This is a genomic window from Pontibacter beigongshangensis (assembly GCF_014332515.1).
GTDB lineage: Bacteria > Bacteroidota > Bacteroidia > Cytophagales > Hymenobacteraceae > Pontibacter > Pontibacter beigongshangensis.
In genome coordinates this window covers 505,019-528,553 of the sequence record NZ_VFSD01000001.1, presented here as the reverse complement: position 1 = coordinate 528,553, position 23,535 = coordinate 505,019, and the positions used below count along the sequence as shown (strand labels likewise).

Below are 23,535 nucleotides of genomic sequence, written 5' to 3'. Positions count from 1 at the left end.
TTATTTAAAAAAATAGAAAATAAAAATTATGGCAGGTCTGGGCACCTCCTAGGCAGCAACAATCCTGTGAATCCTTGGGCTGAGGGCCCTATAAAAAGATTCAGACAAAAAAAGTCTACCATCTATTATCTAGTCTCTAGCTTCTAAAAAAGCCTCCGGAGGTCCCTTTTCATTAGAATAATTGGTGAAGCAGAGTCCGGCAGCAGAAGGGACCGAAAGGCTGAAATCATTACTGACTGTCCATACTTTGTTCGGGGAGAACTTATCAGAGAGCATCAAACGGTTATGCCAAAACAACCCTTTGATGCCCGTTATATGTTTTAAGGTATCTCGCCGAAAAAATCTCAGTTCCTGATGCCAGATTATTCAAATGAAAACAGCCCTCGGCAACATTTTTTCTGCTGCTGCCAGAGCATTTACCTAGATGTTAAGTAATTTGTCTTCCAACTTTCATCATTCATCTATCATCTAAAGAAATGCAATACAGAAAACTAGGAAAAACAGGCTTTAACGTTTCAGAAATAGCGCTTGGCACCTGGCAGGTAGGGGGCCGCTGGGGCGACCCTTTCAGCGAGGAGAACGCAGCGCGCATCATCAACCAGGCCATAGACGCCGGCGTTAATTTTATTGATACAGCCGATGTGTACAGCGATGGCCTGAGCGAAGCTGCGGTTGCCAAAGTAGTAAAAAACCGCAGCGAAGAAGTGTTTATCGCCACCAAGTGTGGGCGGCAGATACAGCCGCACATCTCCGCCGGCTACACCCCCGAAAGCCTGACCGCCTATGTGGAAGCCAGCCTGCGCAACATGAAGCGCGACACCATCGACCTGATTCAGCTGCACTGCCCGCCTACTGAAGTGTATGCCCGGCCCGAGATATTCGAAACGTTTGACCGGCTGAAGGAGCAGGGCAAGATCCGAAATCTGGGCGTGAGTGTGGAGCTGGTGGAAGAGGCGCTGATGGCTATGCAATATGCCAATGTAACCACCATTCAGGTAATCTTCAACATGTTTCGCCTTAAGCCGGCGCAGGAACTTTTCAGCAAAGCCAAAGAAAACAACATCGGCATCATTGTAAGAGTGCCCCTGGCCAGCGGATTGCTGACTGGTAAAATGACCCAGGCAACCAGCTTTGGCTCCGAAGACCACCGGAACTTTAACCGCAACGGCGAAGCCTTCGACAAAGGCGAGACATTTTCCGGGGTTGATTTTGACTTGGGCTTGGAGGCAGTGGAGGAGCTGAAAAAGCTGTTCCCAGGGCAGGAGCCGCTAGCTGCCTGGGCCTTGCGCTGGGTCTTAATGTTCCCGGAAGTGAGCACAGTAATACCAGGCGCTTCCCGTCCTGAACAGGTTTCCTCTAATCTGAAAGCTGCTCAGTTGCCAGCGCTTAGCCCGGAGCAAATGCAGGGGGTGCAGCAGGTCTACGACAAGTATATTAAGCCGGCGGTGTATAACCAGTGGTAATGCTTTAGAAATATTTAGCTAAAAAATAGCCTTTTTTTGAAACTGAAAGTTTGAGGAAGGAGTAGTTTTAAGTAAGGGCCTGTTCGGGTGCAGTCTGTGCGGCGATGGGCGCAAAGACGCGCCAGCCTTAGTGAAAAAACACGGTGAACCCCCATGGAATTAATCCGGACAGGCACTTCTTTTTAATAGCTGCGCAGCGGTAACCAGCCGCAGGTTGCTGTAAAAAGCTGGTGTTTATTAGCCTGAACCTTAAATTCCTTCCCAGATGATGATCCTTGAAGTCAGAAAAATCAATTCAAATGCGGCAAAATGGCTTAGCATCATGGCGGTGCTGGCAGGTGGCTGGGCCTTTCAACAAGGAAGCCTTATTAAATGGGTCTGTTTCAGTCTGTTTGCTGTGCTGCTATGGCTGTTGTCGGAGGTTTATTTCGGGCTCCGGCTGAAGGAGGAAGAAGGAAAGCTGCAGATAGGGTCGGGCCTGGGAAAAATGTTCCGGCCGCAGGAGGAGTTCTTTTTTCATGAATTAAAGGGGCTGCTGATCATGCAGCAATCAGACCGCTGTTATGGCCTAGGGCTGATGCTGACTTCAGGAAGGTTTGTGCTGCTGGAGAAAGTAGCGAACCTGGATAAGGCCAAAGCCCGGCAGTTAGAACTGACCGAGCAGTTTGACCGGGCTCTTATCAGACAAAAAAAGTAGAAATAGAAAGCCTAATCACCTGTCTTACCTATTTCCCCTATTGGCAGAAAATGCTCCTGCTATAGGGCTGCGTCTCATCTTGCCTACAAAGCAATTATGAAGCATACTGTTGTTAAATATGCACGACCGTTTTTACTGCTGCTGCTGTTAAACGGGTTTCAGGCAGCGGCCTGCACAACCTGTAACCGCCCCTTGCAGGCAGCAATTTTCGACGATAGCTTTTTCAGGCTCTTTTTCCTGATGATCCTGCCTTTTGCCTTCGTCTGGGCCATTGTTTCTAAACTTAATAAACTAGAATAGGCGACTAGATGGCAACTATTTCAATTCAGGAAAACAAGACACTCCGTACAGGGCCGCTTATTGCCGCTGCAACTCTCATTGGTGTTGGCATGGGCGGTTTTATAGATGGCATCGTGCTGCACCAGATCCTGCAGTGGCACCAGATGCTTACGGCTAAGCTGCCCCCTGATACAGTAATTAACAAAGAGGTGAATATGTTCTGGGACGGCATTTTCCATGCCTTTACCTGGCTTACCACAGCGGCTGGCATTCTGCTGCTCTGGCGGCTGGTGTATAACCGCAAGGCCGTACTGTCGAACAGGATCTTTGGAGGAGGGCTTCTGTTCGGGTGGGGCCTGTTTAATGTGGTGGAGGGGGTAATAGATCACCACCTGCTGGTCCTGCACAATGTACGTGAGATCAGTTCCAATCCTGCTGCATGGAACTATGGCTTCCTTGTGCTGTCTTTGCTCATGCTGGGGGCAGGCTGGTACCTGATACAGCAGGGCCGACGCCGCTCTAATATATAATACCTTACCTGTTTGGTTTGAGTACCAGCCATAGCGTCCTCAGCTATTTGCTAAGGGCAGTCTTCAGTAAAGGATTCAGACCTGGCAAGTAAAGTCTGATACAAGTCACTGTCCTGCTCCACCTGGTCTGTACCAGCCTACCAACAAGTTATTTCCTTACTAGTTCCAGGAGCTGTTCGGCAGTCACTGGGATCGGAACAGGGCTGAAGTCGCCTCGGAGTAGCTTCAGGGCATACTTTTCCTCTTCTATCTCGCGCCGGGACCTTATGCCTAATGCCCTGAGCACTGGCAGGGGCGGGCACCAGCCCTGTACTCCGTGCTGCAACAGAAACGTTGTTACCACCCCCGGCAGTATAAACCACCTTCTGTTCACAAAGGCACCGAGCAAAACCCCTGAAAGCGCCAGCGTAGAGGCGTTAACTTCCAGCACTCGCTCTATATCCCACTCCTTTTCAAGTGCCTTTATGCGTTCGGTAAGGTCGGTTTTATTTGCACTTAGGTAAGCCTTAAGGCTATGAAGCAGGGCCTCGTCTATTTTTTGGTTTGCTTCTTTAGTCGAGCTTTCACGTACCCGCCCTTTTGTATTTTCTGCTGTTCGCTTCATATCGTTATAAGATTTTACTCTGGAATACGAAGATGCAGCCGGAATGTGTTTTTAATAAAATTGGTTAGAATATGAGCCCTTTGTTCCCTTTACATACACCTCATGCAGTGGCTGATAGCCGGTGAAAAAAGCCACTTTACCATATTAAAATAATTTTATGGCTCTTTTAGGAAAACAGATAACCCTTTTCTCGTATTATTAAAATAGTATTAATAAAAAACTCTTGATCAGACGAAATGGAAAGCAAAAGTGCTAAACAAGCGATCAGCGATGTGCTGCAGCTGGATCTGGAAGAAAGCCAATCTCAGGAACTTTACTATAACATCTGTAACTTTTTAATGCAAAAAGATGAGTTATGCTATGTCGATATAATAAAATTCAAGTACTCCTTGCTCATCGAGGATTTTAATCAGGAGTTAATCGATTATTTTGTAATGGAATATGTACTCTCCAATATGAGGAGCAAGTATGATCTTGTGCTGTCGGCCTTAACATACCTGATCACCAGCAAATCCTGAATTGGCCGATAGGTCTATTCAGACAGAAACCAAAATTTATGCTAGCTGCCGGCCAGACAGGTGTGGCAGTGCGCGCATGAAAGCCTTTAAGCAAAATATGCTGCAAAAAATAAGATCCTGATGACGCCAGGCCAACAGGATCTTATTTTCTTGTTAAAGAAGCATTGCGCTTTCAGACTTATTGCGCTGCTTTTCTATTGATGGAGCTTTTCGCCAGCTTATTCAGTTTTGTGTCGGCGTTCTGCTCTTCTTGCAGTGTTTCGTTCAGGATTTTAGCGGCTTCAGCATGGCCCAGGAACTCAGCAAAGTGCGCAGCCGTACCATAACCAGATATCTCGTAGTGCTCAATTCGTTGTGCTGATGCAATTAGGCCCGCATCTTTGGTTTCCGGGGTGGCTTTTTCATCAATCATGTCTTCGCCCTCCTCAATCAAACCTTCCATCGCCTTGCACTTCATTCTGCCGGGGCTTATGCCGAGCAGGTCGCACACTTTCTCCAGACGCTCTTTCTGGACTTTTGTTTCTTCCAGGTGGCTTTCAAAAGCTTGCTTCAGCTTGGGGTCACTTGCTTTTGCTGCCATTTTGGGCAAGGCCTCCAGCAATTGTTTTTCTGCACTATATAAGTCTTTCAGTTCGTGTTGTAATAGCTCGTCCAGATTCTTTAATTTACTCATAGCTTTATTTATTTTGTTTGGTTTGTATTGGTATGTTTGAGTTTGGCTATACGGTACCGAAGCGGAATTGTTAAATGCAGGGCAGGAGAAAGCGCTAATAAATGTAGAGATTGGCTGGTGCACCGGCCGTAAGAATCTGGAGACATATCAGCGTTTAAGATGGGCCTATCATGCGCTTTCAGCGGCAGGAGCCAGAGGATATGGCAGGTAGTTTCCAGCCCGCTAAAAAGGGGCTAAAAAGCAAAAGCCTTACACGGTTAGGTGTAAGGCTTTTCTGGAAATAACTTTATAGTTAAAACTAAGCCAGTTTTACATTAACTGCGTTTAGTCCTTTTCTTCCTTCTTGCAGGTCGAAAGTAACTTCGTCATTTTCTCTGATTTCATTTACCAGGCCAGATACGTGCACGAAGTACTCCTGATTTGAATTTTCTTCTTTAATAAAACCGAAACCTTTAGAGTCATTAAAGAATTTTACTGTTCCTTTGTTCATTTTGTTGTTTGTTATATACTCAAGACGCATAAAGGTAATAAAATGTTCATTTACTTTTTAATTTTATGTAAATAAATCTGAAATAGTGACAATGAAGCGCCTCAGGGCACTATATTTTTTCTGAGTAGCAAGCCGGGGGGGATGCTTTGGCCTCCATGCCTGACTTTGTGAAGAAATATCTTCTCCTTTTCTGCTTTCTTGGCTATATCCGGCCAGTGTGCAGGAATCGGTACTATTTCTGGCAAAAAAGCTTTAATTTCTTATCTTTAGCGCTGCCTATAGAAGTGCTGTTTATGGTTCAGCCATCTCTGGCTTTAAAACGATTGTTTGTTCTGTTCTGTTTTTCTTTCCGGAGCAGCATTAAGTTTGAAAACGAAAATACAAAAATGACACACCGCCCAAGTCTGCACCTTACCCGCCAGGCAGCTTTCTGTTTAGTGCTCCTGTTTTTATGCTTTGCCTGTGCACGGCAGCAACCTGCCCAACCATCCGGTGCCAAAGGTTTTAGTCTGCAGCCGCATGAAGCCGGGCAGCGGATAGACGTGCTGGTAGATGGCAAATTGTTTACTTCTTACCGGTACCCATCCGATCTGTACAAACCGGTGCTAAACCCGGTAATAGCCGCCAATGGCAGGCCCGTTACCAGGGGCTGGCCTTATGAGCCACGGGCAGGGGAGCGCACCGACCATCCGCACCAGGTGGGTATGTGGCTGAACTACGGCGATGTGAACGGACTTGACTTCTGGAACAACTCCAATGCCAGAAAGCCTGAGGAAAAACATCGCTATGGCACCATCCGGCATCATCAGGTAACCGGCATGCGGCAGAGCGGGAAGCAGGCAGAGCTGGAGGTGAGCATGAACTGGTTGCGGCCCGACAGTGTGGTGCTGCTGCGGGAAGATACACGCTTTGTATTCAGTGGGTCCGGCAACACCCGTATAATAGACCGCATCACCACCCTCACCGCTCAGCAGCAGGATGTTTTTCTGAACGATAACAAAGAGGGCTTCTTTGCCATTCGGGTAGCCCGTGAACTGGAGCACCCCCTGGCAAAACCGGCTAAATATACCGACTCGGGCGGCAAAGAAATAGATCTGCAGCAGGGCGACCCTGCCATAACAGGGCGGTATTACAGCAGCCGTGGCATAGAAGGCGAGGATGTCTGGGGAACACGGGCCGAGTGGGTGGCCTTAAAAGGGGCCATTGGTGGGGAGCCTGTTTCCTTAACCATTATGGATCACCCGCAGAATGTTGGCTTCCCTACCTATTGGATGGCGCGCGGGTATGGGCTGTTCAGCGCTAACCCGCTGGGCCAGAAAGTATTGAGCGATGGCAAGGAAGAGCTGAACTACAAGCTCTTGGCAGGCAACGCTGTAACCTTCACGTATCGCCTTCTGATTGTGTCTGGCGAGGAACAGAACACTGGCCAAACCACCGCTGCCTTCAAAGCCTTTAGCGACACATATAGAAAATAAAATACCGTGGCTGGTGTTTTAACCTCAGCAGAATGGCTGCGTACTAAAAAAATCCTGATGTCTGCAGTTATTTAGATATTCTAAGGAATTAGGTCTTTTTAATGGCTGGTCACATCAGCCAAATAAAAGAAAACTGGGGTTATTAAACTATTTAATCCTAAATCTTAACTTTTATTGCTTTACTTTATGAGGTAGATGTTTATATTTACCAACAAAGCAGATATTTATGGCGTAGCTGCTGAACAAGTTCGCTGCGTTACTAACTTAAAAAAGAGCAGCAGGAAAAGCAGGAGGGGCATCAATAAATTTAAATTACCAATACTTATTTTTTATGAATAACTCCTACGAGGCAAAGGTAATGTGGTCGCACCTGGACCCTAACTTACACATGCGCCACTCAGCTTATGCAGACTTTGCAGCCCAGGCCAGAATAGCGGTTCTCGATAGCCTCGGGCTTGACTATAAAACTTTCCAGGAATTGCGGGTAGGACCGGTTCTGTTCAGAGAAGAACTTATTTACCTGCGGGAGGTAGGGCTGAATGAAACGATACGGGTTACGCTGGAACTGACCAAGAGCAGAAACGACGGGTCCAGATGGTCGATCAGGCACATTATTTACAGGGGTGATGGCGTTAAAGCAGCTATCGTGAACGTGGATGGCGCCTGGTTTGATGTGGAAAAGAGAAAGCTGACAGTGCTGCCGGAAGAGCTTATCTTGAAGTTTGCCGAACTGCCCAAGAGCATTGACTTTGACTATGAGAGAATCTAGGTTTTGCCGGCCCACCAGCTGAGCGGACTCCTATAGGCAGCAGCAGCTCCGGAGGGCATTTTTCATTAGAATAATTGGCGCTGCCAGAAGTTTATAAACAAAGACGGATTGTTTTGACAGCAAATAACGTGAAAGCGAGAGACGAATTTATGCAGGCAGCGCTGGAGGAAGCTGAACGCAGCTACAGCGAAGGCGGCATCCCCATCGGCTCGGTGCTGGTGCATAGAGGCATCATTATTGGCCGCGGCCATAACAGGCGGGTGCAGCAGGGAAGCGCCATTCTGCATGGCGAAATGGACGCGCTTGAGAAAGCAGGACGCCAGCCCGCCGCTGTGTACAAAGAGTGCGTCATGTACACCACCCTCTCGCCCTGTGCCATGTGCTCCGGCACCATGCTGCTGTATGGCATTCCCCAGGTGGTAATCGGCGAGAACAGAACATTTATGGGGGAGGAGGAACTGCTCCGATCCCGGGGTGTGGCAGTAGAGGTTTTAAACGATGAAGCCTGCTATGACCTGATGCAGCGTTTTATAAAAGAAAAGCCTGATCTCTGGAACGAGGACATCGGCGTATAATACGGGCTGCCGCGGCCCGGGCAACCAGCGCAGCTTTCCAGTAGGCGCTTCGCACCCCTGCCAATTTTAGCGTAGATAAATTTTCTTTCTGATGCCCTTTACCTTTTCCCATCCGGCCATTGTGCTTCCCCTTCACGCCCTCCCGGCGGCCCGTAGGTCTATGACCGGGTTAATCGTGGGGAGCATCGTCCCGGATTTTGAGATGTTCCTAAAAATGAAGGCGGTGACTTCGTTTAGTCATACCCTTGCCGGCGTTTTCTGGTTTAACCTGCCACTGGCGCTCCTGCTCTGCTTTGTGTATCATTTGCTGGTACGCGACACGCTGATTGCCAACCTGCCCCGCTTTCTGCGCCTTCGTTTAACTCCCTTACAGGACTTTAACTGGACAGCCCATTTTAAGAAGCACTACCTGGTCGTGATCGTTTCGATACTGCTTGGTATTGTGCTGCATATCCTGTGGGATGGTTTTACGCATAAAAACGGCTACTTCGTAAAACTGCTGCCTTACCTGCTCACCACTGTTGAGTTGGGAGGCTGGACTGCTCCGTTGTACTACCTGCTGCAGCTGGGGTTTTCTGTGTTAGGCTTATGGTTGGTTCTGCTGGCTGTTTTTTTATTGCCTGCACAGCAGGAGCAAAACAGCAAAGGCCAACCTAAAATTTATTGGACTATAATTGCCGTTTTTACCAGCCTGCTTTTTCTGGCCGGGATGCAGCAGGAAATCGTCTCTAACTATATTGCCAACGTACTTGTGATCCTGATTTCGGCGGGTTCAGTTGCCCTCGTCACTGCACCTGTCCTACTAAAAATCATGGGCAGGCTCAAGGCTGTCCCTAAATAGATCTTCTTCTGTATCCTGCAGCAGCAGAGGCAGCAGAGCCTCCGGAGGCTTCTTTTCATTCGAATAATTTGAGTGCATCATCTTTATAGGGTTATCGATGTTATGACATTTCAATACCTATTGGTTCTAATTGTCTTAGTTCCTGCTTTTTCCGGTGCCATTTAACTTTATTATTGCATAGATGAGGCGCTGAGCGCTCACGGCCGCGGGGCCTCGTCTCTGGCCATCGGCGCTGTGTTCGCTCCTGCCTTCGCTCTCGCTCAGGCTGCCTGCGGCACCGGACCTCTCAAATAGAGGGCCCCTTCCCCCGGCGCCTCAAGCCAGGGACTGGAATTTCTCAGATAGCTGGCTCTAATGCCGGGCCATGGCAAGAAAAATTAATGTTTCCTATATAGCTACCCTTGCATATGTTGTACATCGAATCATTTGGCAATGGCATTCTTCCTTAACAGCAAGCCTCTAACTTCCGGCAATTAAAAAAGGTTCTTGCAGGGGTGGCGCGAACCTATGCAAGATCCTTTTTGTATCGGGCTACTCTCAAATTCGGGAAACCCGACCGGTAGCCTTAAACCTGCTTTTGCTGCAAAAGTACTCCTTTCTAGTCGTTGAAAGAGGGGTAGAGCACCATGCCGCCGTCTACATAAATGGTGGCTCCGGTTACATAGTCAGCTTCATCGGAGGCGAGCCAGGCAGCCACTTTGGCAATATCCTCGGGTTCTCCAATGCGACCATAAGGGATCTGTGAAAGCATTTGCTTTTCACCTTCTTCCGAGTCCCAATCCTGCTTGTTTATGTCTGTTTTAATGGCTCCCGGCGAAATACTGTTCACCCTGATTTTATGTGACGCCAGCTCCTGCGCCAGGGTTTTCATCATCATCATAACGCCCCCTTTGGAGGTAGTGTAGTTCACTCTGCCGCTCCAGGGTATAATATCGTGCACCGAACTGATAAAGATGATCTTACCGGCAGCCCTGGACCTTTGCTCCTGCACCCCCTGCGCCACAAACATCTTGGCGGCCGCCCGGGCACATAAAAAAGGACCCGTCAGGTTAGTGCCGATCACCTTCAGCCATTGTTCCATGGTCATTTCCAGAAGCCCTGCATCGTCTTGTATCCCCGCATTGTTCACCAGTATATCCAGCTGGCCAAACTCCTTCTGCGCTTTCTCAAAGAGCATTTTTACTTCTTTCTCCTCCGATACATCGGCTTGCACGACAATGGCCTTTCCGCCTGCTTTCTCTATCTCCTGCAGAGTGGCCTTGGCCCCATCCTCATCAGCATGAAAGTTAATTACGACTTGTGCGCCATCGCGGGCCAGAGCAATGGCGATGCCCTGCCCAATGCCAGAGCTGGAGCCCGTTACAAGCGCCACCTGGCCTTCCAAGCGTTTCGTGTTTTTAGTTTGCATAGTTTTAGGTTGTGGTGATAGAATTAATTTCTGCTATAGGGATTTGCTCCGGGCAGTTATAAGAAGTGTGCTTCTGAGGTCTGGCGATTAGCACTTGCTAAATGATGGCTTGCGGGATAGCCGGGGCAATAATGCTAATCAAAAAGCCCCTCCGGAGACCATCCCCGCTGCCGCCGCCTAAGCCCCGGCACTTCTGGCACTAGTGCTCAGCTTCTTCCAGGTGTACCAGGTAACGAGTCAGTTTTTCCCACTGCAGATCCTGAAAACCTGCCCAGCCTCCTTCGGCAATCATGGTGTTGAGCACTTTTCTGTGGCCGGCTTCCTGACCATGGTTGTTTATGCGTTCATTTTTTCCTATTTCAAAGGCCTTCAGCGTATTGCCTTCCAGCAGAACCCGAAAGGTGCTGCTGGCCTCATCGGTAAAGAAGTGCTCCACCACCTCGTCCTCATCGGTCAGAGTGGCAGGTTTTTCGGAAGGGTGCACGGTAAACTCGGCCAGGTCCTCCTGCTCTTTCACATCCGAAATGTTGACCCAGTTTTCGATTGTCGTGCCAGGAAGAATGATCCTGATAAAATATCCGACCTGTGGCACTGGCTCCGTTGTGCGCCGGCCCCGATTGTCGAAGAGCTCAAAGGTGGAGTTGATGCCTTCCAGGTCGGACCAGAGATTTACGTCGAATAGTTTTTTCTTTGCTCTCTCAAAAGCAGCTCGGGCGCTCGCCTGGTCCGGAAATTCCTGTTCGTTGGTGAACACCTTGTCTTTGGTCTCTTCGCCCTGCAGGACCTTCACTTCTTTTTTGGTCTTGTTAAAAAGATCTTTTATCCCCATATAGCTTTGCTGTCGTACAGCCGTTTCGTCTTCCTTAAAATGTATCTTCTTTACGCGGACCCGGAACAGATGTTGACTAATTTGGCAAGTTGAGCTTTACCAGCTTATTGTTTTCCAGTACATAAGTAGCCGGGGTGCAATAGGGGCACTGTTTGTAGTTTAGGGTAGAGTCGGGCGGGTTTACGATTAAAAGCCTGCTCTCGGGGCTGAAACTGGCGCCAGTGCTGCTTTGCAGCTTCTCTATTACCTGGCCGTTTTCGCGGTCCACGACAAAGTGCTGCTGACAGTCAGTGCCGCAACTTATGGTTACCACCGTGTACTTTCCGGCAAAGTTTATTCCGCCTTTCAGCGCTTGGGTCAGCGCCGGGCCAAACTGCTGTGCTTCGGCATGAGAACTCAGATCAACAGGTGCCAGTTCGCCCGTGTACAACTCCGGGGCACTGTAATCAGTTACAGTGGTTGTATCCTCCATGTTGAGACGGTAACGTTGGTACAGCTCCGGGTTCTGATTCGTTGAAATGGGCGTACTGACAGAGTCGGTATGCAGTTGCTGCTCCAACCGGGGGTGAGTGGCTGCCAGAGATTTATCTTCTTTGCCGGAAGGCTGGCACCCCACACAGGCCGCAGAAAAAAGCAAGAAAAGGCTGTTTTGTAGAAGTCTTGTTTTCATAGGTTCAGGAAGTGTTCTATTGCTCTTACGAGGGCCGGGCAGGCTTTGTGGTGAGCTGTTCTGAGGCAGATCCGGTATGCACCAAAAAAAGCCTCTCCGGATGGGGAGAGGCTTTTCAGGAAAGACGCTTGTGGTCTACTTTTTTGATTTCTTGTTTTTCTTCTCTGCTTCTTTCTCAGCTGCCACCCGCATGGCATCCTGCATGCGCTGGGCAAAGGAAGTGCCGCCTTTTTTGTCTTTGTTCTTCTCTTTGTTCACCTCCAGTTTGGCTCTTACTTTTTTGTCATCCACAAATTTTCGGATAACTGCCTGCTGCCCAAACGTGACGATGTTCGATACAAAATAATAGAAGCTGAGGCCAGCCGGGAAGGAGTTTAACACAAACATGAAGATAACAGGCATTAAGTAGCTGTAGAACTTCATAGGGCCCTGCATGGTGTTCATCTGGTTATTGGACCAGGTGTACAGAATGGTAGAGGCCGTCATCAGGAGCGTGAACATACTCACGTGGCTGCCATAAAACGGAATGGTAAACGGAAGCCTTGCAAACACATCGTAGGTAGACAGGTCGTGCGCCCACAGGAAGGGCTCCTGCCGCAGCTCGATGGAGTTCGGGAAGAAGTTGAACATCGCAAATAGGATCGGGATCTGCAGGAGCATCGGCACGCAGCCGCTCATTGGGTTCACGCCCATCTCCTGGTAGAGCTTCATGGTCTCCATCTGCGTTTTCTGCATATCGCCGTCGTTGCGCTCCTTTATGGCGTCTATCTCCGGCTTCAGCACCTTCATCTTGGCCATAGACAGGTAAGACTTGTAGGTGAGCGGGAACAGGATGGTTTTGATGTAGAGCACCAGCAGGATAATGATGATACCGTAGCTGGCAAAGTAATTCTCCAGGAAGTCGAAGGCCGGAATAATGAGCCACTTGTTCACGTAGGAGAAAATGCCCCAGCCCAGATCCAGGTTCTTGTCAAAATCATCGGCCATGTGCTTCAGGATCTTGTAATCGTTCGGGCCGAAATAGAACATAAAGTCGCCCCGGCCATTAAGCACGTCCTGCGTAGGGATCAGGATCTGCGACGACAGCGTTTTAACAACAAGCGTGTCGTTAGGGTCTGTTACGGCCTCCATGCGGGCGCCGGCAAAGGAGTTGGTGGCTATAATGCCGGCCGTGAAAAAGTTCTGCTTGTTGGCCACCCATTTTACCGGCGTACTGGCTGTTTCCGTCTCAGTGCCTTCTCCTATCGATACATAGTCGTAGCCATCTTCCACGGTGTAGAAGTTAATGGTCGATTTGGCTCTGTTCTGCGTCAGGTCACGCTCCAGTTGCTTGAGTTGGTCAACCCAGGTAAGGGTCATGGTTTCGCCGCTTACAAGGTTGTTGAGCCCTTTAAAGTCGAGCTTGTAGCCTAGCTGGAAACTGTTGTCGTAGAGGGTGTACACCTGGTCTATGTACTGCCCCTCGGCCAGCTGCGCCCGGAAAGTTACAGTCTGGGTAGGAACTTCGTTTACGGTTCCGCCCAGAACCTCCGAACGGGAAAAGAACAGGTCTGAGAGTTTTACCGTTTTGCCATCGTTGGTGGCAAACTGCACATCTGTCTGGCTGCTTCCCTCGTCGATCAGGATTAGGGTGTCTCCTTCATGTGTTTTATAATCTTTCAGGAGTACTTCGCTGACCTGGCCTCCCTTTGAGTTGAAGGTAATCCGAACATACTGGTTCTCGAGGGTCGAGGAGGCTTCTTCGCCTGATGCGGCGGCACCGAATGCCCCCAGCGCCGAAGCCCGCCGAACCTGTGCCAGCGAATCGTCTACTACAACTGCCGGAGCAGTGCCCTGTGTCTCTACATTGGCAGTTTGCGCTGTTGTTTGCTGCTGCGGGGTGGTTCCTTCGTTCGGCCCGGAGAAAAAGAAGGAGTAAGCCAGCAGCAATACGGCAATCAGTGCAAAGCCAATCGCTTGATTTCTATCCATTTAATAATTATTGAAATGTGTGTGGTTTATTTGCTTACTTTGATTTAGTATAATTCATGGCCGCCTTTATAAACTTAACGAAGAGCGGGTGCGGGTTGAGTACGGTACTCTTCAGCTCGGGGTGGAACTGGGCAGCCACAAACCATGGGTGATGCTGTAACTCAAAAACCTCTACCAGCCCGGTTTCCGGGTTCGTGCCTGAGGCAATCATGCCGGCTTCCTGAAACTGGGTTAAGTAGCTGTTATTGAACTCGTAACGATGCCTGTGCCGCTCCGAAATCTTGGACTTGCCATAAATAGAATAAGCCTTAGATCCTTTTTTTAGTTCACAAGTATAGGCACCCAGGCGCATGGTACCGCCTTTCTGCGTTATTTCTTTCTGCTCTGCCATCATATCGATGATGGGGTGAGGGGTGTTCTGATCCATTTCGGTAGAGGCGGCGCCTGCCAGGCCGAGCACGTTGCGGGCAAACTCCACGGCAGCGCACTGCATGCCCAGGCAAATTCCCAGGAACGGGATGTTGCTTTCGCGCACGTGCCGGATGGTCTCGAGCTTGCCATGAAAACCGCGCTCTCCAAAGCCCGGTGCTACCAGCACCCCATCCATGCCCTGCAGCATGCTGGCCGCATTCTCATCGTTGATGTGCTCCGACTGAATCCATTTTACGTTTACTTTGCACTCGTTCTGCGCACCGGCATGAATGAATGACTCAATAATAGACTTGTAGGCATCCGGCAGCTCCACATACTTTCCTACCAGCGCCACGTTTACCTCAGCCGTAGGGTTTTTAAGCCTGCCCAGAAACTCTTTCCAGCTGTCCAGCTCAGGATCTATGTTCTTGCTCAGCTTAAGTTTGTTGATTACCCGCTCGTCTAGCTTCTCTTTGCGCATGAGCAGCGGCACGTCGTAAATAGACTCCGCATCGAGCGACTCAATAACAGCGTTGACTTTCACGTTGCAGAACAAGGCAATTTTTTTGCGCATTTCTACCGGAATAGGGTACTCGGAGCGGCAAACCAAAATATCGGGTTGCACGCCTGCTTCTGAGAGGGCTTTTACGGAGTGCTGTGTTGGCTTTGTCTTCAGTTCGCCGGCCGCTTTCAGGTAAGGCACCAGCGTCAGGTGGATCACCACAGAGTCGTGCGAGCCAAGGTCCCAGCGGAGCTGCCGCACAGCCTCCACAAACGGCAACGATTCTATGTCGCCAATACAGCCGCCGATCTCTGTGATCACTATATCATATTCACCGGTCTGGCCCAGCAGCAGCATCCGGCGTTTAATCTCATCGGTGATGTGGGGAATTACCTGCACGGTTTTTCCCAGGTAGGCTCCTTGCCGCTCCTGCGTGATGACGTGGTGGTAGATGCGGCCGGTAGTTACGTTGTTCGACTGGGAGGTGGGCACATTCAGGAAGCGCTCGTAGTGGCCCAGGTCCAGGTCAGTCTCGGCACCGTCTTCGGTCACGTAGCACTCCCCATGCTCGTAGGGGTTCATGGTGCCTGGGTCGATGTTGATGTACGGGTCGAATTTCTGGATGGTGACGGAATAGCCTCTTGCCTGTAATAATTTAGCAAGAGAAGCGGAGATAATGCCTTTGCCCAGTGAGGAAGTAACACCGCCTGTAACGAAAACATACTTTGTTGTAGAAGCCATAAGTTAGGGTAAGTCTTATGGGCTACAAAGGTACTATAATTATTTTATTATCCTGTCATCAGGATTTTATGTTCCTTGCTTGCATAAGGATATTAAAATTAAGATTCAAGATGGTTATGGTGGATTTTAGTATGAAAACATGTAAGGCCATGGCGTTGGGGTGCCTGCTGGCAGCTTCCTGTTATTGAAACGTTATTTTTGCAGCGCCCTGTCGGAAAAGTTTCTGAGTGCGTTCTACCCCTGATTCACAATTATTCAAATAAATTCACCCCTCCTGAGTTGCTGCACCGGCTGCTGCTTTCTATTTCAATTAACCAAAAACCACGGCAGCCAGTATTTAGGAGAAACTGATTAAGTGAAAAAGCATCACTCTATGTCCTTTGCCAGTTCGTTGGAAGCACGTGCCATTGCCAGCAAGAAAGTCCGTTATCAGCAAATAGATGTGCTAAAAGGCCTTGCCATAGTATCTGTGCTGTTGCTACATGCCCTGAGCTATGAGATGCTGCTGCAGGCCTATGCCATTTTCCACATCTGGCAGGCGGTGCCTTTGTTTATGATTCTGATGGGTCTGAACCTGGGCTTGTCGCCGGCAGGAAGTAAAACCCCGCTTCTGAGAATTTACCTCTCCCAGGGGTTCCGGAAGAAGGTGGGGCGTATTGTGGTGCCGGTGCTGGTTATGTACGTTGTTTCGCTGCTGGCCGGATTCGTCTGGTATCAGGTTACCGGCCAGTACCTGATAGCGTTTAGTTGGCTCAACGCCATCGGGCTGCTGCCTGTAACCGGGCGCGGGAATTATTTTGTTACGCTGGTGCTACAGTCGCTTTTGCTGCTCCCGCTCATAGGATACCTGTTTCAGCGAAGGCCATGGCTTACCGTTATCCTGCTGGTGCTGCTGGAGGTGCTGTTTTTGCTTTGGGCAAACCAGTTTAGCTTTTCGGAGGAACAGGCGTATTTGTATAGTGCGGCTTTTCCGAGGTATTTCTCTGCAGTTGCTTTTGGCCTGGCGCTCTCTTGTGCAGTGCCGCAGCCTGCAAGCTTCAGAAATGTGCTCCTCCTATTGCTGCTGGCCATTGCCAGTGGTAGTTTCCTGTACCAGATCTCTTATGATATCTCTGATTTTAAACTGGTGCGGGAGGAGTGGCAGTCACAGTGCGTGCTGGCGTTTGGCTATGCGGCCCTGCTGGTGCTGGTGCTGTTCCGGCTGCTGCCAAACCACTCCGACAATAAACTACTTGGCCTGGTGGCCGCCCTGGGAAAAGCCTCCTACCACATTTTCCTGATTCAGGTGCTATACTTCGGCCTGGCAGGGCAGGACTACCCGGTGGTGCAGGCTTTGGCAGTATGCTTGCCGGCAGGTTATCTTTTTTACCTGCTCGAAAGAAAATATACCGGCAGAAACTCACCACTCGTATAAACCAAAACCACGTAGTTGCATTCGTACTCTGGTCGGAATAAATACCAGCACCAAGCAAGGCAGAACAACAGCAAAAGGCTCCGGAGGGGCATTTTCATTAGAATAATTCGGTAAAATAGCCTGTGTGCTTCCTGCCAATCACCTGAGAGAGATTTGTACTGCCTTTCACTTCATCCCGAGACAAACATAACCTCTCACAAAAGTTCAGGTGCCTTCTAAAAGAATCGTTTCATTAGGGCGAAAAGAAATTTATACACAAGGAGCTTTCTTTGATTCCGAACAGGCTTTCAGCTTGATGGCTGAAAGGATATCTGCTTGTTAAACAGATTTTTTTGTGCTACATCCCGATTACCATTGCTGAATTTATAACGCTGAATTTGTCGGAGAACCAGGTGTTTTTTGCTGCTGCTCGCTGAGCCAGAGCAGGGTGGGGTTATAGGCCATGTCGTGCACGCCATCGAACAGCACCAGCTTTACGTTGGCCGATTCTTTGGTGAACAGCACAGCAGGGTCAGTGGGGCCAAAATAAGGATCGTTGTTGAAGCCCTGCATCTCCTCCGGGAGTACCTGTTCTTTTTCTATGTGATTTATTTGCTGCTGCGGAATAGTGTCTTGTGGGGCAGCCAACATGTTGTAGGCGCGAATAGAGTGGCTGGAGGGAACCAGCACGTCGGTGAGGGCGTGCGCCAGGAATATGGGGATGTTCCGGGCATTTTCGAGGTACGTGATGGGGCTCCTCTTTTTGCATTCTTTGTCAGCTTCGTTTCCAGGCTCAGGCTTGCCGCCGCAGGATGCCTCTATCTGCTGGTTGTATTTGCGGTTTGGGTAATACAGGTTAAAAGTATACCATTCGGTAAGGTCCAGGATCGGCACCCATGCCACCACGCCAGCCCAGATGTCGGGGTGGCGGCCGGCAACTACCAGGGCCGTCAGGGCGCCTCCCGATGAGCCGACCAGGTAAATGCGCGAGGTATCTATTTCGGCATTTTCTTTGGCAAAATTTACGGCATCCACAATATCCTGCACGGCCAGCTCGGAGGCCGTCGCCTCAGGCTTTTCGAAGGCTCCCCTGAAGTTTGGATGAATAAAGACCCAGTCCTTTTCCTTGGCCCACTCGGCATAGGGTATGCTCACTTCCTGCAGATACTCGCTGCTCCAACTGTGCAGCACCACCAGCAGCGGCTTTTTCTCCTGCGTTCCCGAATCGTAAAACAGGGCCGGTTCCACTTTTCCGTCGGCCGTTGATGTTATATCGACTTTCCGCACCTGTGGAATTTCCTGCTGCCAGGCCTCAAAATCCTCTTCTGCAAAAGTGGCCGGGTAGGCTTTGGAGGTTGTATAGCCCCGCTCAGAATACCTGGGCGGTTCTTTGGGTGCTGTGCTGCGGGAGTTCTCTTTTCTCTCGCCGGAACAGGAAACCATGTAGAATAAGAGCAGCAGGCAAAGCGCCCGGTAAAACAGGATTTTCATTCTATGCTTTAAATTCATGAAGCTGATGTATACCGTCCGGAAGCAGGAAAATGAGCACAAGGTCTCATCTCAGGAAACATGGTCAGGGTTATGGCTGCAAGCGGGTGATCCGGGCAATCGCCTATTTCAGAAGGACCTAACTTGAGCACCGGTCCTGTTTTGCATCAGCTCCCTCCATATCCGAAGTCAGAGGCAGCGAAGGGGAGAAGTACCCTCCTGGTTTCAACCTGGCAGCAGCATGCTGCCTGCCCGCTTTACCTTACTTTAAAATGAGACAGACGAATTTGCAGACCCACAAGGGTCTAACGAACCATTTCCTCAAAAGTTTGTATGCTTAAATCAAAAGAAAAAAAATTTTAGAAAAAAAACCGTTTTGCTGAAACGGAGCCCTGGAGAGAAACCTGCCCTCTTAAGCGGCAGCTATTATTTGCACAGAGCGCAAATACCAGGAGCGGAGCCTGCCTTAAAAGTCGAAAGTGAGTTGGTAGCTCGCGGGCTGGTCGTGCTGGTAAAGCAGGTTGGAGACGGATATGCCCAGCAGCCGGACCGGGAAAGCAGGCAGTTGGGGGGTGCGTAGCAGATCGCGGGCCACCGTGAAAATCGCATCGGAGGCGCTGATGTACTGCAGCAGGGTTTTACTTCTGGTCTGCAGCGTAAAGTCGAAATACTTTAGCTTGAGCGTCACGGTTTTGGTAGTGGTTTGCAGCCGGGCCATGTCCTGTGCCACCTCCTGCGCCAGGTGCTGCAGCCGCGTCAGCATCTCTTCCTCTTCGGAGATGTCGGTTTCGAAGGTGCGCTCCGACCCGATGGATTTCCGGACGCGGTGTGGCTCTACCGGGCGCTCATCCTGGGCACGGGCAATGCAGTAGTAGTAGCGGCCTACTTTGCCGAAGCGCTGCACCAGCTCCTGCTCTGTGCGTTGGCGCAGGTCGGCACCGGTGGCAATCCCCATAGCCTGCATTTTGGCTGCTGTCACTTTCCCGATGCCATGAAACTTCTCTATCGCCAGTCCGGCCACCAAATCCTGGGCCTTGTCAGGCGTAATAAGTGTAAACCCGTTCGGCTTGTTCATGTCGGAGGCGATCTTGGCCAGAAATTTATTGAAGGAAACACCCGCTGAGGCTGTCAGGTTTGTTTCTTCCAGAATGCGGGCTCTGATCTGGCTGGCAATTATGGTGGCAGAGGGCATGCCCACTTTGTTTTCAGTCACATCCAGATAGGCTTCGTCCAGCGACAGCGGCTCTACCAGGTCGGTATAGGAGTAAAATATCTCCCTGATCTGCCGCGAAACTGCGCTGTACACTTCGAAGCGGGGTTTTACGAAAATCAGCTGCGGGCATTTCTGAATAGCGATCCTGGAGGCCATGGCCGAAAAAACACCAAACTTGCGGGCCTCATAGCTGGCGGCCGCCACCACACCGCGCGCCCTGGAGCCACCCACAGCCAAGGGCTTGCCGCGCAGCTCCGGGTTATCGCGCTGCTCCACCGACGCATAAAAGGCGTCCATATCGATGTGGATGATCTTGCGGATTGGGATGCTCAAGGCGTTAAAAGTTTCTGCAGGGAAGAACCAGCTGGTGGAACAGGCACGGACAATCTCACAAATTTACCAATCTTTTATTACTTGCCTCCAACCTCATTCCAATCCGTGCATTTTGTTCGCTTGGTATTGCTGAAGCAGCCTTAACCGCAGAAGTCGTAAATGCTCCGGAGGGGCATTCTGATTAGAATAATTTGATGTCTTCCTATTCTGATGGCTGCTGTGTGGTGCAGGGGGTGTCAGCCCATACTTTCATCATGCCTCCACAGTATGGGGTAGCACCTCTAAGGCCGAAAAAAAACTCTCCGTAATTTAAATTCTGGCTAAATATTTGTGAAATATTTAACTTTGGGAGTTATGGCTATGGTATGAAATTACGCAGCAATGAAACGCAGGTATTGGTGCTTGTTTGTAATGCTTTTTGCTTTCGGCAAGGCTACTTTTGGTCAGTCAGGAGAAAACGGCCAGGCAGAAGAAATTCGTAGAACAGTGGTGGGAACAGTATATCTGGGCCCTGCCTATACAGCGCCACTCGGCAGTTACCGGCAGGCCTATCCGCATGCCGATGCTTTAGGAGGCACTTTTGGCCTGCTGATTAACCCCCGAAAATATCCTTCGCCACTGGAGCTGGGCCTGCAGGGGAGCTACCTGAGCCAGGGAGTTGATAAAAACCCGTCGAATTACAGCAGGACCTATCCAACCTTAAAAACTTCGCACAGCATCGTGCCACTGCATTTTATAGCCAGGGTAAAACCACAGCGGGAAATGCCCTTCAAACCATACCTGGACGGCCTGGCGGGTATTTCCATATTCAACACCCGCACCAAACTGAAAGAAGACATCTTCGATTTTATGCGGCAGGACCATGAAGCCTTCGTGCTGGACAGGTACAGGACCACCGTTATCAGCTTTGGTATGGGAGTCGGCATGCTCTTCTGGCAAAACAAAAGTAAAGACGCCTATGCAGACCTGCGCGTAACGTACCTGCAAAGCCCGTTTGCCTCTTATGTAAAAAAAGGCCAGGTGCGTGTGCTGCAGGATGGTTTTCCGGCTTATGAATTTACCCGCTCCGAGACAAATATGCTGCTGATAAACCTGAACATAGCCGGTGTATTAACGCATTAAAACAGATGAAAGGCAGACTCGTGCTCCGACAAATTCAAAATTAGAAATTCAAAATTAGAATAGTGGCTGGCAGGCTCTCCGGCAGTTTTGCTAGCATTGTGCTTCTCTAAAAATTAAACTGGAAGCCTAATAGGTGCATTCGGGTAAACATTGCCGGGCCTGCTTGAGAAGTGAAAGAAGCCATTATTCTAATCAAAATAGCCCTTCGGAGACCTTTTCTGCTCCTGACCCCGCTCACCTACAACAGATTTCAGGTGCCTCTACTTCGTCCACTCCTTTACTTCCCACGATTTTTATAATCAGCTACGATACCGTCTTTAATCCAGTTGGCCAGGGCCTGCCTGTTGCTCGGAATTACAAAACGGCGCTGGTCGAGGTTGTTGCGGATGTTGCCTAGTTCTATAAAAACAGTAGGAGGGCGGCTATTCTTTACAACATAAAGTGTGCTGCGCTCCGATACGCTCCCGGAATAGGCACGGTTTGGCTGGTACCGTTTATATTTGGAGGTAAAGGTCTGGTGAATAGACTCCGCCAGTTTTTTGCCGGTTGGGCTGTTCTCATGATGATAGAAGAAAACATCTATTTTCTGGCTTTTGCTGCGGCTGTCTACATGTATGGCCAGCATGCGCTGGTAGGCGCTTTTGTGCTTGGCATACAGGCTGTTCACAATTGCAGTACGTTCGCGGAGACGCTGCTTGTGGTTCAGCGGAATGACTTTGTTAGGATAATGCACTTCATCCCGGTCCATTTTCAGGATGCTCTCATCCCTGATTCCATCGTCCGGGTCCTGCACAATCATGTACACGGTGGCGCCATGCTCCATGAGGGCCCGGGCCAGCCGGATAGAAACATCGTAAGCGTATTCGTCTTCACCCAGAGAGTGTGACCCGTATTTGCCAATTGCGCCGGGGTCGGGGCCGCCATGCCCGGCCGAGATGTAATACACGGCCCCGCTCAGCTGCTGGTCCTTTATCTCCACCCTGGCATATTTAGGGCCAAACAAGGGTACATTAAGTACCCTGGCTGAACTGGCAGGGGCGGCAGCGGCAGATGTTCCGGAAGCAGCAGATGCAGCGGCAGCCGAAGCTCCTCCAGCCGAGGTATGGGGCAACAGGTACGTTTTTCCTACAAAGAGGCTGTTGTCCTTGCCCAGGTTATCCCGGTTCAGCTCCAGAAACTGGGAAGCGTACTCCGAATAGTTCAGGCCGTGGCGGCGTAACAGGGTAAATATGCCGTCTCCAGCCTTTGCCACCACTTTCTGGTGAACCTGCTGGGCGAAGACTTGCAACGTGGCACTAATAAAAAGTAATAGGAATAAGAAGGTTTTCACAGCCATAGATTCTCAACAGACACAGTCTACCTGATGTTTAAGTTGTAAATTGTCAGGAAGATAAAATTATAGAAAATGTGTCAGTCGCCGAAGGTATAGTTTGAATTATTATTTTACGCTTGCATCCCATTCAACGGGCAGTCATCCTTTGTCGCTCTTAAGGGCATGGATACCAGATGGTTACAGGTATTTATTTTGTTTACCAGGGCAATAATTTTTTATTTATGTCAAAAAGATGCGGCGGGCTCCCATTCAGCCTTGCAGCCATTTTCGGATGGGGCCAGCCAATAAGAGTAGTCTTTGCCTGCTTTAAGAGTGTTGCAATCCACTGGTTTCTTTCTGCCCCTTTTCCCAGCTAACTCCATTCCTGCCCTCGTGCTCCGGATACAAGGTCATCACTTTATCTGACTGCCACACTTCCTTACTGTCTACGTCCATAACTGAGAGACACCCCGTAAAGGCAGCACCAGTGTCCAGCAGTGTAATATTCCCCATCCTGAGCGGTTCAGTCTGTTCCCGATCGAGGGCAATGGTGGGCGTATGCCCGATATAGATATTCTTATAAGTATCTAAGTGGATGGGCGCCTGCTGCATGTGCATGGTGTAATAACGGGTCAGGAAATCTCTGCTCCAGATCAGGTAAGAAGCATCGGTGTCCTGTATAGGTTTTGCCGTGTCGTAGCCGGCATGCACAAAAAGAATATTGTCTTCCGAGAGGTAGAAGTTCCGGGCATTCTTTAAAAATGCGATATGCTCCTGTTGCATCGGTTTGCCGATGCCATACGATTTCACGGTACTGGTTCCTCCCTGCAGGAGCCACAACTCCAGTTCGCTCTCCTTGCCAGCCAGGTTGCCGGTATAATAATCGAGGGCCCATTGGTCGTGGTTGCCAAGCAGGTACACCAGGTTTTTTATGCTGAGGAGCAGATCAATGCTTTCTTTGGTTTCCGGCCAGCCATCCACGACATCGCCAAGGAAAATCAAAAGGTCATTTTCGTGATCAAACCCACATCTTTCCAGAACCTGTATCAAGGCTTTACAGCCGCCATGGCTATCTGATGTTACAAACCGCCTCATAAATATGTTCTTAGGTGATAAAGCTAAATTTTACATGAAGATAAGATATATTCTGACATTGAAACATAGGACCATTGCAAATTTTTATAAAAAGTTTTCTATATAGACGGGAAGAGATTTTGGTATCTCAGCT

Annotated in this window: 23 protein-coding genes; 11 read left to right on the top strand and 12 right to left on the bottom strand. The window is 49.6% G+C overall.

Annotated elements, in window-relative coordinates:
* The first annotated feature begins 476 nt into the window (after positions 1–476).
* The 4 genes from FJM74_RS02125 (at position 477) to FJM74_RS02110 (ending at position 2,969) form a co-directional block, all read left to right on the top strand.
* Positions 477–1,463, top strand: coding sequence for an aldo/keto reductase (locus FJM74_RS02125; protein WP_187260893.1), 987 nt, complete (start codon positions 477–479; stop codon positions 1,461–1,463).
* A gap of 265 nt (positions 1,464–1,728) precedes the next feature.
* Positions 1,729–2,160 carry a hypothetical protein gene (locus FJM74_RS02120; protein WP_187260892.1) on the top strand — a complete coding sequence of 144 codons (432 nt, stop codon included), beginning with the start codon at positions 1,729–1,731 and terminating at the stop codon, positions 2,158–2,160.
* 96 nt (positions 2,161–2,256) lie between these two features.
* The gene (locus FJM74_RS02115; protein ID WP_187260891.1) at positions 2,257–2,460 is read left to right on the top strand and encodes a hypothetical protein; all 204 of its coding nucleotides are present in this window, start codon (positions 2,257–2,259) and stop codon (positions 2,458–2,460) included.
* An 8-nt stretch (positions 2,461–2,468) separates the two neighbouring features.
* Positions 2,469–2,969, top strand: a complete 501-nt coding sequence (locus FJM74_RS02110) for a DUF2243 domain-containing protein (protein WP_187260890.1) — start codon at positions 2,469–2,471, stop codon at positions 2,967–2,969.
* Between the two features lie 148 nt (positions 2,970–3,117).
* Here FJM74_RS02110 and FJM74_RS02105 read toward each other — a convergent pair whose 3' ends face one another.
* A complete protein-coding gene (locus FJM74_RS02105) occupies positions 3,118–3,573 on the bottom strand; it encodes a DUF2892 domain-containing protein (protein WP_187260889.1) in 456 nt (151 codons plus the stop codon).
* A 236-nt stretch (positions 3,574–3,809) separates the two neighbouring features.
* Here FJM74_RS02105 and FJM74_RS02100 point away from each other — a divergent pair, with 236 nt between their 5' ends.
* Positions 3,810–4,091 (top strand): hypothetical protein, encoded by a 282-nt coding sequence (locus FJM74_RS02100; RefSeq protein ID WP_187260888.1) that lies wholly within the window; start codon positions 3,810–3,812, stop codon positions 4,089–4,091.
* A 178-nt stretch (positions 4,092–4,269) separates the two neighbouring features.
* On the opposite strand, the gene FJM74_RS02095 is transcribed toward FJM74_RS02100, so the two are convergent.
* Both FJM74_RS02095 and FJM74_RS02090 read right to left on the bottom strand, forming a co-directional pair.
* The gene (locus FJM74_RS02095; protein WP_187260887.1) at positions 4,270–4,764 is read right to left on the bottom strand and encodes a YciE/YciF ferroxidase family protein; all 495 of its coding nucleotides are present in this window, start codon (positions 4,762–4,764) and stop codon (positions 4,270–4,272) included.
* 298 nt (positions 4,765–5,062) lie between these two features.
* Positions 5,063–5,254 carry a cold-shock protein gene (locus FJM74_RS02090; protein WP_147922806.1) on the bottom strand — a complete coding sequence of 64 codons (192 nt, stop codon included), beginning with the start codon at positions 5,252–5,254 and terminating at the stop codon, positions 5,063–5,065.
* A gap of 386 nt (positions 5,255–5,640) precedes the next feature.
* Between FJM74_RS02090 and FJM74_RS02085 the strand changes: the two genes are divergently transcribed.
* The 4 genes from FJM74_RS02085 (at position 5,641) to FJM74_RS02070 (ending at position 8,914) form a co-directional block, all read left to right on the top strand.
* Positions 5,641–6,729 (top strand): DUF6807 domain-containing protein, encoded by a 1,089-nt coding sequence (locus tag FJM74_RS02085; protein WP_187260886.1) that lies wholly within the window; start codon positions 5,641–5,643, stop codon positions 6,727–6,729.
* 331 nt (positions 6,730–7,060) lie between these two features.
* The gene (locus tag FJM74_RS02080; protein ID WP_241738903.1) at positions 7,061–7,498 is read left to right on the top strand and encodes an acyl-CoA thioesterase; all 438 of its coding nucleotides are present in this window, start codon (positions 7,061–7,063) and stop codon (positions 7,496–7,498) included.
* A gap of 149 nt (positions 7,499–7,647) precedes the next feature.
* Positions 7,648–8,073 (top strand): nucleoside deaminase, encoded by a 426-nt coding sequence (locus FJM74_RS02075; protein WP_187260917.1) that lies wholly within the window; start codon positions 7,648–7,650, stop codon positions 8,071–8,073.
* A 91-nt stretch (positions 8,074–8,164) separates the two neighbouring features.
* Entirely contained in the window at positions 8,165–8,914 is a 750-nt protein-coding gene (locus FJM74_RS02070) for a DUF4184 family protein (RefSeq protein ID WP_187260885.1), read from the top strand.
* A gap of 598 nt (positions 8,915–9,512) precedes the next feature.
* On the opposite strand, the gene FJM74_RS02065 is transcribed toward FJM74_RS02070, so the two are convergent.
* From FJM74_RS02065 to FJM74_RS02045, 5 genes are all read right to left on the bottom strand, one after another.
* Positions 9,513–10,322, bottom strand: a complete 810-nt coding sequence (locus FJM74_RS02065; RefSeq protein WP_187260884.1) for an SDR family oxidoreductase — start codon at positions 10,320–10,322, stop codon at positions 9,513–9,515.
* Positions 10,323–10,521: 199 nt separating this feature from the next.
* Positions 10,522–11,151: a hypothetical protein gene (locus tag FJM74_RS02060; RefSeq protein WP_187260883.1), complete on the bottom strand. Its 630-nt coding sequence runs from the start codon at positions 11,149–11,151 to the stop codon at positions 10,522–10,524.
* Positions 11,152–11,227: 76 nt separating this feature from the next.
* Positions 11,228–11,821: a hypothetical protein gene (locus tag FJM74_RS02055; RefSeq protein ID WP_187260882.1), complete on the bottom strand. Its 594-nt coding sequence runs from the start codon at positions 11,819–11,821 to the stop codon at positions 11,228–11,230.
* 135 nt (positions 11,822–11,956) lie between these two features.
* Positions 11,957–13,792, bottom strand: a complete 1,836-nt coding sequence (gene yidC / locus FJM74_RS02050; protein ID WP_187260881.1) for a membrane protein insertase YidC — start codon at positions 13,790–13,792, stop codon at positions 11,957–11,959.
* Between the two features lie 34 nt (positions 13,793–13,826).
* Positions 13,827–15,446, bottom strand: a complete 1,620-nt coding sequence (locus FJM74_RS02045; protein ID WP_187260880.1) for a CTP synthase — start codon at positions 15,444–15,446, stop codon at positions 13,827–13,829.
* A 373-nt stretch (positions 15,447–15,819) separates the two neighbouring features.
* Between FJM74_RS02045 and FJM74_RS02040 the strand changes: the two genes are divergently transcribed.
* Positions 15,820–16,860 carry an acyltransferase family protein gene (locus tag FJM74_RS02040; protein ID WP_187260879.1) on the top strand — a complete coding sequence of 347 codons (1,041 nt, stop codon included), beginning with the start codon at positions 15,820–15,822 and terminating at the stop codon, positions 16,858–16,860.
* 363 nt (positions 16,861–17,223) lie between these two features.
* Here the strand turns inward: FJM74_RS02040 and FJM74_RS02035 are convergent, their stop codons facing one another.
* Positions 17,224–18,330, bottom strand: a complete 1,107-nt coding sequence (locus FJM74_RS02035) for an alpha/beta hydrolase family protein (RefSeq protein WP_241738902.1) — start codon at positions 18,328–18,330, stop codon at positions 17,224–17,226.
* A 463-nt stretch (positions 18,331–18,793) separates the two neighbouring features.
* On the bottom strand, positions 18,794–19,873 hold the full coding sequence (gene dinB, locus FJM74_RS02030; RefSeq protein WP_262890421.1) for a DNA polymerase IV: 1,080 nt from the start codon (positions 19,871–19,873) through the stop codon (positions 18,794–18,796).
* Positions 19,874–20,254: 381 nt separating this feature from the next.
* Between dinB and FJM74_RS02025 the strand changes: the two genes are divergently transcribed.
* Positions 20,255–20,995: a hypothetical protein gene (locus FJM74_RS02025; RefSeq protein WP_187260878.1), complete on the top strand. Its 741-nt coding sequence runs from the start codon at positions 20,255–20,257 to the stop codon at positions 20,993–20,995.
* A 277-nt stretch (positions 20,996–21,272) separates the two neighbouring features.
* Here FJM74_RS02025 and FJM74_RS02020 read toward each other — a convergent pair whose 3' ends face one another.
* Both FJM74_RS02020 and FJM74_RS02015 read right to left on the bottom strand, forming a co-directional pair.
* On the bottom strand, positions 21,273–22,331 hold the full coding sequence (locus tag FJM74_RS02020; protein ID WP_187260877.1) for an N-acetylmuramoyl-L-alanine amidase family protein: 1,059 nt from the start codon (positions 22,329–22,331) through the stop codon (positions 21,273–21,275).
* 303 nt (positions 22,332–22,634) lie between these two features.
* The gene (locus FJM74_RS02015; RefSeq protein ID WP_187260876.1) at positions 22,635–23,402 is read right to left on the bottom strand and encodes a metallophosphoesterase; all 768 of its coding nucleotides are present in this window, start codon (positions 23,400–23,402) and stop codon (positions 22,635–22,637) included.
* Positions 23,403–23,535 lie beyond the last annotated feature (133 nt).